Source organism: Xanthomarina sp., assembly GCF_035306705.1.
GTDB lineage: Bacteria > Bacteroidota > Bacteroidia > Flavobacteriales > Flavobacteriaceae > Xanthomarina.
Window position 1 is genome coordinate 1 of sequence record NZ_DATGNO010000154.1, and the last position, 14,337, is coordinate 14,337.

The 14,337-nt window shown below is 35.5% G+C and carries 11 protein-coding genes; 2 read left to right on the forward strand and 9 right to left on the reverse strand.

Going from position 1 to position 14,337, the window contains the following annotated elements:
- A partial coding sequence (locus VKY47_RS12430; protein ID WP_324313135.1) for a cobalamin-dependent protein occupies window positions 1-1,637 on the reverse strand: 1,637 nt, incomplete at its 3' end.
- Window positions 1,638-1,771: 134 nt separating this feature from the next.
- Between VKY47_RS12430 and VKY47_RS12435 the strand changes: the two genes are divergently transcribed.
- Window positions 1,772-2,485, forward strand: a complete 714-nt coding sequence (locus VKY47_RS12435) for a DUF4197 domain-containing protein (RefSeq protein WP_324313136.1) — start codon at window positions 1,772-1,774, stop codon at window positions 2,483-2,485.
- Between the two features lie 194 nt (window positions 2,486-2,679).
- The gene (locus VKY47_RS12440) at window positions 2,680-2,880 is read left to right on the forward strand and encodes a Lacal_2735 family protein (RefSeq protein WP_324313137.1); all 201 of its coding nucleotides are present in this window, start codon (window positions 2,680-2,682) and stop codon (window positions 2,878-2,880) included.
- 39 nt (window positions 2,881-2,919) lie between these two features.
- On the opposite strand, the gene VKY47_RS12445 is transcribed toward VKY47_RS12440, so the two are convergent.
- The 8 genes from VKY47_RS12445 to VKY47_RS12480 form a co-directional block, all read right to left on the reverse strand.
- Window positions 2,920-3,705, reverse strand: coding sequence for an ABC transporter substrate-binding protein (locus VKY47_RS12445; RefSeq protein ID WP_324313138.1), 786 nt, complete (start codon window positions 3,703-3,705; stop codon window positions 2,920-2,922).
- 49 nt (window positions 3,706-3,754) lie between these two features.
- A complete protein-coding gene (gene pyrF / locus VKY47_RS12450) occupies window positions 3,755-4,576 on the reverse strand; it encodes an orotidine-5'-phosphate decarboxylase (protein WP_324313139.1) in 822 nt (273 codons plus the stop codon).
- 34 nt (window positions 4,577-4,610) lie between these two features.
- The gene (prfA, locus tag VKY47_RS12455) at window positions 4,611-5,687 is read right to left on the reverse strand and encodes a peptide chain release factor 1 (protein ID WP_324313140.1); all 1,077 of its coding nucleotides are present in this window, start codon (window positions 5,685-5,687) and stop codon (window positions 4,611-4,613) included.
- A 255-nt stretch (window positions 5,688-5,942) separates the two neighbouring features.
- Window positions 5,943-8,501, reverse strand: a complete 2,559-nt coding sequence (locus tag VKY47_RS12460) for an adenosylcobalamin-dependent ribonucleoside-diphosphate reductase (protein WP_324313141.1) — start codon at window positions 8,499-8,501, stop codon at window positions 5,943-5,945.
- 178 nt (window positions 8,502-8,679) lie between these two features.
- Entirely contained in the window at window positions 8,680-9,633 is a 954-nt protein-coding gene (locus tag VKY47_RS12465) for a DUF3078 domain-containing protein (protein ID WP_324313142.1), read from the reverse strand.
- Window positions 9,634-9,651: 18 nt separating this feature from the next.
- Window positions 9,652-10,830 (reverse strand): AIR synthase related protein, encoded by a 1,179-nt coding sequence (locus VKY47_RS12470; RefSeq protein WP_324313143.1) that lies wholly within the window; start codon window positions 10,828-10,830, stop codon window positions 9,652-9,654.
- A gap of 40 nt (window positions 10,831-10,870) precedes the next feature.
- The gene (locus VKY47_RS12475) at window positions 10,871-11,527 is read right to left on the reverse strand and encodes a Curli production assembly/transport component CsgG (RefSeq protein WP_324313144.1); all 657 of its coding nucleotides are present in this window, start codon (window positions 11,525-11,527) and stop codon (window positions 10,871-10,873) included.
- Window positions 11,528-12,071: 544 nt separating this feature from the next.
- Window positions 12,072-14,264, reverse strand: coding sequence for a glutamine synthetase III family protein (locus VKY47_RS12480; protein WP_324313145.1), 2,193 nt, complete (start codon window positions 14,262-14,264; stop codon window positions 12,072-12,074).
- Window positions 14,265-14,337: the final 73 nt, after the last annotated feature.

Consider the following 14,337-nt stretch of genomic DNA (forward strand, 5'->3'; position numbering starts at 1 on the left):
GTATGCGTTTCAATTTTAATTTCCTTATCTCTTACTTTAAAAGAATAGATCGGGTTTTTATAGGTGTTTACTTTCTCTTCCCAACCAGTAATTACTTCCCAGTTGTAAGGATCTAGATTTAGTTTAACACGGTCAAATTCGCCAACAAGCAACTTAATAAAGTCTTTGTTTTCTTTTGATGTTATCGATTTGGAATCGATTCCGGCTTTATCCAATTCAGGAGTATGTCCAACAACAGATTCCATGGTTTTATAGATACCATATAATTTTTGAGCAACCTCAACCTGATCGTTGGCTTTCTTATCGTAAGCGCGATTGTTTTCAGAGATTTCAGATAAGTAACGCGTTCGTGCAGGTGGAATAACATACACCTTCTCGCTCATTTCGTTTGTAATCTTGTATTTAGATTTTAAATCAGCTTTTGTTTTTTCCACTACCTCATCCATAATCGCTTTATAAAGCGTATTCATTCCTGGATCGTTAAATTGAGAGGCAATGGTTCCAAAAACAGGTAAATCTTCTGGTTTCGCATCCCATAATAAATGGTTGCGCACATATTGTTTTTTCACATCGCGTAAGGCATCTAAAGCCCCGCGTTTATCGAATTTATTGATGGCTACCAAATCGGCAAAATCAAGCATATCAATTTTCTCCAATTGGGTGGCTGCTCCAAATTCTGGAGTCATCACATATAAGGAAACATCTGAATGTTCTATAATTTCGGTATCAGACTGCCCAATACCTGAAGTTTCAATAATAATTAAATCGTATTTGGCAGCTTTTAAAACCTGAATGGCTTCATGTACATATTTTGAAAGTGCTAGGTTAGACTGACGCGTAGCCAAGCTTCTCATATAAACTCGAGAATTGTTAATGGCATTCATACGAATTCTATCACCTAAAAGGGCGCCACCAGTTTTTCGTTTGGAAGGATCTACAGAAATTAGACCTACTGTTTTTTCTGGAAAATCGATTAAAAACCGACGTACCAATTCATCCACTAAAGACGATTTTCCTGCACCTCCAGTTCCAGTAATTCCCAGAACAGGTGTTTTTGAATTTTTATTTATAATGTGAATTTTATCTAAAGTATCTTTTGCTACCTCTGGATAATTTTCAGCCGAAGAAATAATTCTAGCAATGGATCTGGCATTTTTCTTTGGAAGTAAATCTACGTCAACGTCTAAGATGTCTCCAACCGCAAAATCCGATTGCTCCACCAAATCGTTAATCATTCCTTGAAGACCAAGCGCTCTTCCATCGTCTGGCGAATAGATACGAGCAATCCCATAATCCATTAATTCCTTTATTTCCGAAGGAAGAATGACACCTCCACCTCCACCAAAAATCTTGATGTGCTCTGCGCCTCTTTCCTTCAACAAATCGTACATATACTTAAAGTATTCGTTATGTCCTCCTTGATAAGAAGTTAAACAAATAGCGTTGGCATCTTCTTGAATGGCTGTAGTTACAACTTCTTCAACACTTCTGTCATGACCTAAATGAATCACTTCCACCCCTGTGGATTGAATAATTCGTCGCATGATGTTTATAGAAGCATCATGACCATCAAATAGAGATGCGGCTGTTACTATTCGTACTTTATGTTTGGGTTTATAAGGTGCTATAGGTTCCATGTATAAAATTCTTATTTTTTAGTGGCACAAATTTACGCAATATTCAACAAACCTCCACCCTCCATAAATTTATAATCTTTGTCTAAATCTGAAATTATAAATTTGATACATTATATTTGTCAAAAATTTATATCATGATCAAAAAATGTTTTGCTTTTTTATTAGTTATCAACTTCATGTCTTGTGCCGAATTACAAGAAGTAGTCAATCAATTACCTGAAAACACAGCAGGAATTAGCAACACCCAAATTGCAGCTGGTTTAAGAGAAGCCTTGGATCAAGGAATTGACAAACAGGTAAGCAAATTAACCCAAACCGATGGTTATTTTAAAAACGATTTGGTGAAAATATTACTTCCCGAAGAATTACAAAAAGTAGATAAAGCCCTTCGTGATATAGGCTTAGGCTCTTTGGCAGATGAAGGTTTAAAGGTATTGAATCGTGCAGCTGAAGACGCTGTTGGAACAGCTACTCCTATTTTTATAAATGCAGTTAAAGGAATTACTTTTGCCGATGCAAAAACTATCCTTCTTGGAAGTGACGATTCTGCCACCCTCTATTTGGCCGGAAAAACAGAATCTGCGCTGTATACCGAATTTCACCCAGTAATAGACAACTCGTTTAAAAAGGTTGGAGCCGACCAAATCTGGTCTAATTTAATTAGCAAATACAATAGCATTCCATTTACTTCTAAAGTGAACCCAGACTTAACAAATTACGTTACGGAAGAAGCGCTAAAAGGAGTTTATAAAATGATAGCTGTTGAAGAAAAAGATATTAGAACCAACTTCTCTTCCAGAACAACCGATTTATTGAAACAAGTATTTGCTTTACAAGATAAAAAATAAAGTTTCTGTGGATATTTTAAAATAAGCCTACTGACTATGTATTTAAATAGTTGAAAAAAAGTAAGTTAATTCTCCAAATCAAAATCGATTCCTACAGAATCGATTTTTTTTATCAACAATCTCAACATTTAACACACTGTTAACTTGCTCTATTCTATATTTTTAGATATATTTAATATTCAAAGGTATGAGCCATGGAAAATTCAAAAAAAATCGAAGAAAACCAAATCAAGTTACAAAATCGTTATAAGCAGCTTATAGAACAAGCTTACAATCTACGCCAAACGGATTGCGCTATGAGTGATATTTCGGAGTATAAAGCCATCAAACTTTTACACAAATTAAACCGGTTGAAATACTTGAATAGGGAATTTGGAAAACAAAGATTGATATAAGCTCTTCATTTCAACTAAAACTTCGTCTCAATCTTTATTTTATAAAGATTCAAGTCTTAGTGCCTTAAAATATTTAAAGGATTTTGCCAATCTGGATCCATACCAAGAAAACAATTCGCCATCAACCAACAACACCTTTGCATTTGGAAAAGCTATTTTCATGGCTTCTACATGCGCATCCTTAAACGGAAATGGTTCTGTGGAAAGCATAATAACTTCAACATCCTTCCTTAGATCTTTTTCTAAATCAATTTCTGGATACCTATCTAGGTACAGAAAATAATTTTCAAACTTTCCAACAGTCAATAAGGCATTTATAAAATTAGTATTAGCAGCAACCATCCAGGGGGTTTTCCAAATAAAATAGGCCGTTTTCAATTTTGGCTGATCTTTTATGAAGTCTTGAAATTCTTGATGTTCCTTTTTAATGGTTAAAATAATAGCTTCCGCACGACGCTCTACTGAAAAAATGGCTCCGTACATAGCAATGAGCTCTAAGCAATCTTCAATAGTATAAATATCGCTTAAATGAACAGGAGCTATTTTCTCCAGTTCTTCAATCATTTCTTGCGTGTTTTCCTCCTTATTACATAAAATGATATCGGGTTGGAGCGCTTTTATTTTATCAAAATGAACTTGTTTTGTTCCTCCAACGACCGCTACATTAGAAAGAAGATGATGCGGATGCACACAGAACTTAGTAATCCCAACTAAAGATGATTCCAAACCTAAATCGTACAATAATTCCGTTTGCGAAGGCACCAAGGAAACAATTCGTTTGGGTGTCGACTTGAAACTAATAATTCTATCTAACTGGTCTTTCATTTGGAATAGATGCTAGTCTTCGTTTTACTTATAATTTATAGACTTTTTACTACAACTTTGCTCTTAATATGACTTCCATTTCCTGCTGAAGTTCTTTTGCTTTACCTGCTGCAGCTTGGGCAAAATCTTCTTGCTTGGAAGCATAAATAATACCTCTTGAAGAATTAATAAGCAACCCAACGTTTGTACTCAAGCCATATTTACAAACATCTTGCAAGTTTCCTCCTTGTGCGCCAACTCCTGGAACCAATAAAAAACTGTTTGGAACAATGTTTCTTATGTCAGCAAAATATTCAGCTTTGGTTGCTCCTACCACATACATTAAGTTTTCGGAATTCCTCCAAGCTTTAGACGTTTCTAAAACCTGCTTGTATAATTCTTTTCCATCCATCATTTTCGTCTGAAAGTCGAAAGCACCTTCATTGGAAGTTAAAGCCAACATAATAGTGTGCTTGTTTTTAAAAGCCAAAAACGGTTCAACAGAATCCTTTCCCATATAGGGAGCTACGGTAACACTATCGAAACCTAAGTCCTCAAAAAAAGCCTTGGCATACATACTGCTTGTATTCCCAATGTCTCCTCTTTTGGCATCGGCAATGGTAAAGATTTCGGGATAATTTTGATTGAGATACTGAATGGTTTTTTCCAAAGACTTCCAACCCTTTAAACCATAAGCTTCGTAAAAAGCAGTATTGGGTTTATACGCCACACACAACTGATGGGTGGCGTCTATAATGGCTTTATTGAAAGCGAAAATCGGGTCTTCTTCTTCTAATAAATGCTGTGGGATTTTATGTAAGTCGACATCTAATCCGATGCAGAGAAAGGATTTCTTTTTTAGGATTTGTTCTGTTAATTGCTGTGTGGTCATCTTATAAAAAAAGCCTCAGAAAAGAGGCTAGGTTTTAAATTACGTCTGTATTTGCTTTTAGCTTCTCGGTATTTTCAGCTAACTGAAGTTCATCTATAATTCTTTGGATATCGCCATTTACAATATTTCCTAAATCGTATAGGGTTAAACCAATTCTATGATCGGTTACGCGACCTTGAGAATAATTATAGGTTCTAATTTTAGCACTTCTATCTCCAGAACTTACCATAGAACCACGCTTTGCAGCATCTTCAGCATTTTTCTTCGCCAATTCTATATCATATAATCTAGAACGCAATACCTTAAAAGCTTTCTCTTTATTTTTATGTTGGGATTTTTGATCCTGACATTGCGCCACCAATCCTGTTGGAATATGCGTTAAACGCACAGCCGAATAGGTTGTATTTACCGATTGCCCTCCAGGTCCAGACGAACAGAAAAAATCGATACGTACGTCTTTTGGATTTATTTCTACATCAAACTCCTCGGCTTCTGGAAATACCATAACCGTTGCAGCACTTGTATGTACACGGCCTTGCGTTTCTGTTTGTGGCACACGTTGCACTCGATGCACGCCAGCTTCAAATTTTAAAGTGCCGTACACATCATCTCCTGTTACCTCAAATTGAATTTCTTTAAAACCACCATTGGTTCCTTCACTATAATCAACAGTATCTACTTTCCAACCTTTACTTTCGCAATATTTGGAGTACATTCTAAACAAATCTCCAGCAAAAATACTGGCTTCGTCTCCTCCTGTTCCTGCACGTAATTCCATCACGGCGTTTTTGGAATCTTCTGGATCTTTAGGAATTAAAAGGACTTTTATTTCTTCTTCCAATCTCGGAATTCCTTCTTTGGCTTCGTCATATTGCATTTTAGCCATATCCACCATTTCCGGATCGTTACTATCTGAAATTATTTCTTCAGCCTCTTGCAGATTATTGGTAAGCTCTAGATACTCCTCGCGCTTATTCATTAAAATTCGTAAATCCTTATATTCCTTATTTAATTCCACATAGCGTTTTTGATCGGTCATAATATCAGGCTGAATGATTAAATCGCTCACCTCATCAAAACGTTGCTTTACTATTTGTAACTTATCTAACATGTATCTTACTAAATTATGTGGTCAAAAATACGATAAATTATGGATTTTAGTTTTTTTTTACAGCCTGAGTTTTTCCTAAAACATAAAATATTTTACAAGCTCTAAGGTTTTCATTTCAAGGCCATACTACTAATAGCCCTATTTTAATTGACGATTCTATGCCAATAACAGTTTCCTAGATACTATAAAAGTTTTTAAATAAAAAAAGGAAGCTGCTAACAACTTCCTTTTTAAAACCATAACTATTTACAACAATTATCCACACTTAGAAGAACCGCAATCCTTACAGGTCAAGCAGCCTTCTTGGTAAATTAAATTGGTAGAACTACAACTCATACAAGTCTGTCCTTTGGCTTGTGTGCCATCTTCCACATAACGTTTTATAGCACGAACCACCCCATTTTTCCAAGTGTTAATGGATTCGTTGTCCAATTGTAAACTATTGATTAAATCGACAATCTTATCTATAGGCATTCCATGACGTAAAGTACTTGAAATGAGCTTGGCATAATTCCAATATTCTGGATTGAATTTATGTGAAAGCCCTTCAATAGTAGTCTTATAACCTCTTTTATTTTTATATTGAAAGTCGTATCGAGAGGTTCCGTCTTCGTTTCTGTTTTTAATGATCACACCATTATTTGCCCAACGAGGAATTAAAATTCCATCTTCGTCGTCTGCCAACCCCGTGAAGACTTCGTAAGGTTTTCCATCAATCAAACCAATAAATGCAATCCATTTATCTTTATTATTTTGAAAACGAACCACGTCGGCCTCCAAGACTTGAGGACGCTTTGTTGGGAAAGCTGTTAGTGTATCTTGAGTTTCGTCTTCAGGTTTTTCTTCATTTGAAATTAAAACCCCAGAACGGGATCCATCTCTATAAACAGTTACGCCTTTACAACCTGCTTCCCATGCTTCTAGATACAATTGTCCAACCAATTCCTCAGTAGCATCGTTAGGTAAATTTATGGTAACACTTATGGAATGATCCACCCATTTTTGAACAGCGCCTTGCATGCTTACTTTGCTCATCCAATCCACATCGTTAGAAGTGGCTTGGTAATAAGGCGATTTCTTAATTAAAACATCCAACTCTTTTTGTGTAAAATCCTTAGATGAATCTATGCCATTTACTTCCATCCATTGTTTAAATCTATGATGAAAAACCACATATACTTCCCAAGAATCACCTACTTCATCTACAAAATCCACACGAACATTTTTATCGTTTGGGTTTACTTTTCTTCTTCGTTTATAAACCGGCATAAAAACAGGTTCAATCCCCGAAGAAGTCTGCGTCATTAAACTAGTAGTTCCAGTTGGAGCAATGGTTAACAAGGCAATATTTCTTCTTCCGTGTTCCAGCATGTCGTAGTACAACTTATTGTCTGCTTCTTTTAAACGCAGGATAAACGGATTGTTTTTTTCTCTTTCGGCATCAAAAATAGCAAATGGACCTCTATCTTTTGCTGTATAAACAGAGGCTCTATAAGCTTCTATTCCTAAAGTTTTATGTACTTCAACAGAAAACTCATTGCCTTTTTTACTTCCGTATTTAATGCCTAAAGCTGCAAGCATATCTCCTTCGGCAGTAATTCCAATTCCTGTTCTTCGGCCTTCGTTTGCTTTTGTTTGAATGTTCAACCAAAGATTTCTTTCGGTAGCTTTTACTTCATCTAATTCTGGATCTGCATCAATTTTAGCGATAATAACATCAATCTTCTCAAGTTCTAAATCGATAATATCGTCCATGATACGCTGCGCCACATGCACATGTTTTTTGAACAACTCGAAATTAAAAGCAGCTTTATCTGTAAACGGATTTTCTACATAGGAAAATAAATTAATGGCCAATAAACGACAAGAATCGTATGGACAAAGAGGGATTTCACCACATGGATTTGTCGAAACGGTTTTATAACCTAAATCGGCATAGCAATCTGGTACAGATTCATTAATAATAGTGTCCCAGAACAAAATACCAGGTTCAGCAGATTTCCAGGCATTATGGACTATTTTTTTCCAAACTTTATTGGCTTCAATGGTTTTGGTGAATTTTGGGTCGGCACTAAATATCGGGTATTTTTGAGTGTAAGTACCATTGGATTTTACAGCTCTCATAAACTCATCATCTATTCTTACGGATACATTGGCACCCGTAACCTTGCCTTGCTCTAATTTAGCATCTATAAAATCTTCAGAATCTGGATGATTAATAGATACCGATAACATTAAAGCACCACGACGCCCATCTTGCGCCACTTCTCTGGTAGAGTTAGAATATCGCTCCATAAAAGGCACAATTCCAGTAGAAGTTAATGCGGAGTTTTTTACTGGAGATCCTTTTGGTCGGATATGTGATAAATCGTGACCAACACCTCCACGACGTTTCATGAGTTGAACCTGTTCTTGATCTATTTTCATAATCCCACCATAAGAATCAGAGTCGCCACTATTCCCAATGACAAAACAATTGGAAAGTGAGGCTATTTGATAAGGATTACCAATCCCAGCCATAGGACTTCCTTGAGGGACAATGTATTTAAAATCTTTAATTAAGTCGAAAATTTCTTTTTCGGATAGCGGATTTGGGTATCGCACTTCTATTCTTGCAATTTCTTTGGCAATACGTTTATGCATATCGTCTGGAGTCAATTCGTATAAATTTCCCTCAGAATCTTTCAAGGCATATTTATTAATCCATACGCGAGCAGCCAAATCATCGCCATTAAAATATTTCACAGAAGCTTCAAAAGCCTCGTCTTGGGAATACGTTGTTGGAAGGGTTTTTTGTTGGGTTTGAGCACTCATTTTCTAATCTTGTTTTAAAATATTTTGATTATTTTACTAAAGCGTAAAGTAAGCAAAAATTTCCCATTTAAAAAATAAGTTAAATCATAAAGTTTCCAGAAAAAATACTTACAACATTAACCTTCAGGTGATTAACTATTTATCAACAATAAAAAGTTAACAAATATTTTGTTTTGAATTAAAAGTCAACAACCACCCCAACGCCTAGCAATTGTTTCCATTGCACCTTGGCTCCCTTGATATCATACTCACCTTCAACCGAGGTTTCAACTTGTGTTTTTATATCATTATCGTATTTAAGATGCGACCCGAAATTGGCTTTTATAAAGTTATTCACTTTAAAATCTAAATTAATTTGCCAGTCAACATCAATGTTCCCGAAATCGTTTAAATAATCGGAATAAAAACTCACATAATTACCAAGAAAAACATTTTCAAAAACTTGGACCTCGTAGGCACTTGTTAATAAGATTCCTACTTCATTTCGTATTCGTTCTCCAGCAACAAGCACATTTCCATCACTGTCGTAAACAGCCGGAGTCACCCCAAAAGACCCAGCATTTGCTAGTTTACTATCTAAAACAAAGGTTGTTTTTATGGTTAATGGCGAAAAGTACAGCGAAAATTTATCTATATTTTTTCCATATTCAATTCCTCCTCCAACAAACAAATAGCCTGGCGCCATGAAACTGGACAATACATTGGATTCGTCTGGATAATTATAACCTGCTGTAAATTGTGTTTTAAAATTAAATCTTGCGGAATAATACCAATTGGTATATTCCTCTTTTTTATAGCCCAGGGTTGAACTAATATCAATGATATCATCGGTTTTACGCAGTCCTTGATTTTCTTGACTATTAACGCCATATCGCGTTATTAATAGACTGCTCCAGATTAAATGCTTGTAGCGATATTTTAAAGCACTTTCAAAATTAATTAATGCAGAAATGGAGTTACTTCCACCAGAGTTCCAGTTTACAAAGGCCACTTCACTCATAAGCATACTCGCTTTGTTTTTATGGGTCCATTTTGGAACACTGATATCCTCTATTTTAAAAAACAAAGAATCAGGTTGTGCAAAAATAAATTGAAAACTAACTAAAAATAAAATAAAAACAACCTTCCTCACGCATTCGAAATTTTAAACTTAATAAATAAACTCTCCAAATTCGCTATAAATGCTAAGCTGTTTTTTATCTGAGGCTTCTACGCGTCCAATAATTTTAGCATCTACTTGAAACGATTTTGAGATGGCGATAATATCTTGTGCAACCTCTGGAGAAACATACAACTCCATACGGTGTCCACAATTAAATACCTGATACATTTCTTTCCAATCTGTTTTAGATTGCTCTTGAATAAGTTTAAACAACGGAGGAACAGGAAACATATTATCTTTTATAATATGAAGTTCTTCTATAAAGTGAAGTATTTTGGTTTGGGCACCTCCACTGCAATGAATCATTCCATGGATGGTGTCGCTAGTATATTGGGATAATATTTTCTTAATAATTGGGGCGTAAGTCCTTGTTGGCGATAAAACTAATTTCCCCGCATCGATAGGCGAATCTTTAACTTTATCTGTTAGTTTTACCCGTCCAGAATAAACCAAATCTTCAGGAACGGCAGCATCATAACTTTCTGGGTATTTTTCCGCTAAATATTTATGGAACACATCGTGCCTGGCAGAAGTTAAGCCATTGCTTCCCATGCCACCATTGTATTCTTTTTCGTAAGAAGCTTGACCAAAAGACTCTAAACCAACAATAACGTCGCCTGGTCTAATATTGGCATTATCTATAACATCTGCACGCTTTAATCTGGCAGTAACTGTAGAATCCACAATGATGGTTCTAACCAAATCGCCCACGTCTGCAGTTTCTCCCCCTGTGGAATGAATAGTCACACCAAAAGATTTCAATTCTGAAATAAGCTCTTCAGTACCATTAATTATTGCTGAAATGACTTCGCCTGGAATTAAGTTTTTATTTCTCCCTATTGTAGAAGATAGCATGATATTTTCTGTGGCTCCAACACAAAGCAAGTCGTCGATATTCATTATAAGCGCATCCTGAGCAATTCCTTTCCAAACCGAAAGATCTCCTGTTTCTTTCCAATACATATACGCGAGGGAACTTTTGGTACCAGCCCCATCAGCATGCATTACAAGACAATGCTCTTGACTATTGGTTAAATAATCTGGCACAATTTTACAAAAGGCTTTTGGAAAAAGGCCTTTGTCGATGTTTTTGATAGCGTTGTGCACATCTTCTTTTGAAGCCGAAACACCTCTTTGCGAATATCTTTTGCTTATTTCTCCACTCATAAAATTGAATTGAAGTGCAAAAATAGCAATTGTTATCTACTTATTTGTTAATAATCTGATTGGAATTGATAATTGTAGGCGCATTCTTCTTAGATTTAACTTTTCTTTTAGAACCTCCAAAATAAAAATTAAGACCTACGGCCATCCTCCAATAAACATCTTCTATATTTCCATTTATTTCCCCATCTATTTCGTCTCTAAAGACTTCATTATAATCTGAAAATATTTTAATTCCAACGCGATCTGCCAGAAGATATTCCAAACCTAACCCACCCTGCATTTTCATTTCGGATGATTCAAAATAGTTTGAAGCATTTACACCTCCTCCAATATAAATATAAGGGGTAAACCTATTGTAGGGCAAAAGCGTAGCTTCCAAATTCAAATCGAAGGACATAAAACCCTCGTTTATATCATCTTTATATGCCAAGTTGAATTTGTTAAAACTTACGTTTACGTTTAGATAATGAATGATGTATCGCTTATAACCTGCACGCATAAACAATTCAAACATAGGGTCGGCATAATCTCCATTTGGCACCGCAGAACCCACTGCGACTTCTACGACATTATTTGCTCTTAAATTATTAAACTCGATTTCGTTGTATTTACTTCTTTGTGCCCACACATTAAAAAAACAGCCCAAGCCAAAAAAGAGGACAAAAAGAAACTTAAGATGATGTTTTGAATTTTTCATATGCAACACGTATTTTCTATTATCTCTGGTTAATATGAAACAAACTTTAAATTAACCGAATTATAAACAGCAAAAACACTCATAAACAAATGACTCTTTTAAAAACAGAAATACTAGTTATGTAGGAAATTCTCTTTCTTTACATAACTAGTACTTATTAAAACCTTAATTAAAAGATTCTCTTTAAATAAACTATTGTTTAATAACTCTTAAAAATAATTTATTGATTAAAATTCTATTGTTTTACTTGTTGGTTGACAACTAAGTCCTTTTGCATTTCCTTCTTATTATCGCTGTTTCTTTGCGAGAATATAAAGGTTGCAGCCATAAGCATAAGAACACTTATAATGAGCCTTTTCATGTTAATTTGAATAATTGATTAATAGCACTGCTAAAATACTAAAAAACAGACTAACTAGCGACTCCTACATTACTTTTTCGTTGACCTACAAAATATTTCAGACAAACGGTATAATTTGTGATTTTTAATAAAAAAATCCTGCAAAAACTTAATTATTTTACAGGATTTCTATGGACTTTAAACTTATCTGGTAAACAGTAATTCTCTGTATTTTGTTAATGGCCAAAGCTCATCGTCTACCATGATTTCCAATTTATCACAATGATATCTAATTTCGTCGAAAAGCGGTTTTACCTGAAAACAGTAAGCGTCAGCTTTTTCTTCTAAGTTTTCAATTTTATTGGCTTCTTTTCTAGCATTAATCATCTTAGTAACATTGGAGTTGATAGATTCTATATGTTCGGAAATCTCTTCAATTAAAGTCATTTGCTCTTTGGCAAACTTTTTAAACCCATCGCCATAGATGTCTTTTAAACCTTTGACATTCTTTATTAAAACATTTTGGTATTTAACAGCAATAGGAACCACATGATTTCTAGCAATATCACCTAGAACCCTTCCCTCTATTTGAATATGCATCACATAATCCTCCATTTCAATTTCGTAACGAGAGATGCTTTCTACACGATTTAAAACATTCAAATCTTCAAACATTTTAATGGTTTTTTCAGAGATCTTTGCTTTCAATGCTTCTGGCGTGGTTTTATAATTACTTAAACCTCTTCTTTTAGCTTCTATTTCCCATTCTTCACTATAACCATTTCCTTCAAACAAAATATTTTTGGATTTCTTAATGTATTCTCTTAACACATTAAATATGGCCTCGTCTTTCTTTAATCCTTTACCTTTTTTATCTATTAGGGCGTCTACCTCAGCTTTAAACGCAATTAACTGGTTAGCAACAATGGTACTTAGTACCGTCATGGGCTTACCACAATTGGCGGTAGACCCAACAGCTCTAAATTCAAATTTATTACCTGTAAAAGCAAAAGATGATGTTCTATTTCTATCTGTATTGTCCAATAAAATCTCTGGTATTTTACCTACGACATTCAATTTAAGATCTGTTTTTTCCTCAGGGGAAAGCTTGCCATTGGTTACATTTTCCAATTCTTCCAGCACTCTAGTCAATTGCTCTCCTATAAAAACAGATATAATGGCCGGTGGCGCTTCGTTGGCGCCCAATCGATGGTCATTACTGGCAGATGCAATTGAAGCCCTAACTAGCTCTTCGTTGTCGTTTACTGCTTTTATGGTATTTATAAAGAAGGTTAAAAACTGAAGGTTGCTCATAGGTGTTTTTCCAGGAGCCAATAAATTAATTCCTGTATTGGTACTTAAACTCCAGTTGTTATGCTTTCCAGACCCATTAACTCCTTTAAAAGGCTTTTCGTGAAACAACACTTTAAAATCGTGGCGTTCTGCTACTCTGCTCATCAGATCCATGAGCAAAGAGTTGTGGTCCACTGCCAAATTGGCCTCATCGTAAACCGGTGCAAGCTCAAACTGGTTTGGAGCGACTTCGTTATGACGTGTTTTAACAGGAATTCCAAGTAACATACATTCGGTCTCTAAGTCACGCATAAATTGCATAGCTCGTTTTGGAATGGTTCCAAAATAATGGTCATCTAATTGCTGTCCTTTGGCTGAAGAATGCCCTAAAAGCGTTCTTCCTGTTAAAAGGATATCTGGTCGGGAGGCAGCCAATCCACGATCGATTAAAAAATACTCTTGCTCCCAACCTAAAGAAGTATTGACTTTTTTAACATTTTTATCGAAGTATTTACAGATGTCCACAGCAGCACTATCAATGGCTTGCAAGGCACGTAATAAAGGTGTTTTATAATCTAAAGCTTCTCCTGTATAAGATACAAATACGGTTGGAATACATAAAGTTGTTCCATAAATAAAAGCGGGAGACGTTGGATCCCAAGCGGTATATCCACGAGCTTCAAAAGTGTTTCTTATGCCTCCATTAGGAAAACTAGATGCATCTGGCTCTTGTTGCACCAATTGTCCGCCGCCAAATTTTTCGATGGCACGACCATTTCCTATGGGCTCAAAAAAAGCATCGTGCTTTTCGGCAGTGGCACCAGTTAATGGTTGAAACCAATGTGTATAATGGGTAACGCCTTTTGAAATAGCCCATTCTTTCATACCGGTAGATATGTGATCTGCGACTACTCTATCTATTTTTGTGCCGTTTAAAACGGCGTCCATGACACTTACAAAAGCTTCCTTAGTAAGGTACTGACGCATCTTATCTTCATTGAAAACATTTCTGCCGAATATGGCTGATCTGCGCTCGGTTTCTTCAATTTTAATGGCTTTTTTATTAAGCGCTTGCTTAATGGCGTAAAATCTTAATGTGGACATGACGTGAATGTGTTAGTTATGAATTTGAATATGACAAATTTATAAAAAAAATCTTTTTCCACAACACTCACCC

Bases quoted from the DNA above. Each gene is read 5' to 3' on its own strand.
- VKY47_RS12435 (WP_324313136.1), top strand. From the start codon at position 1,772: ATGATCAAAAAATGTTTTGCTTTTTTATTAGTTATCAACTTCATGTCT.
- VKY47_RS12440 (WP_324313137.1), top strand. From the start codon at position 2,680: ATGGAAAATTCAAAAAAAATCGAAGAAAACCAAATCAAGTTACAAAAT.
- VKY47_RS12445 (WP_324313138.1), bottom strand. From the start codon at position 3,705: ATGAAAGACCAGTTAGATAGAATTATTAGTTTCAAGTCGACACCCAAA.
- pyrF (WP_324313139.1), bottom strand. From the start codon at position 4,576: ATGACCACACAGCAATTAACAGAACAAATCCTAAAAAAGAAATCCTTT.
- prfA (WP_324313140.1), bottom strand. From the start codon at position 5,687: ATGTTAGATAAGTTACAAATAGTAAAGCAACGTTTTGATGAGGTGAGC.
- VKY47_RS12460 (WP_324313141.1), bottom strand. From the start codon at position 8,501: ATGAGTGCTCAAACCCAACAAAAAACCCTTCCAACAACGTATTCCCAA.
- VKY47_RS12470 (WP_324313143.1), bottom strand. From the start codon at position 10,830: ATGAGTGGAGAAATAAGCAAAAGATATTCGCAAAGAGGTGTTTCGGCT.
- VKY47_RS12475 (WP_324313144.1), bottom strand. From the start codon at position 11,527: ATGAAAAATTCAAAACATCATCTTAAGTTTCTTTTTGTCCTCTTTTTT.
- VKY47_RS12480 (WP_324313145.1), bottom strand. From the start codon at position 14,264: ATGTCCACATTAAGATTTTACGCCATTAAGCAAGCGCTTAATAAAAAA.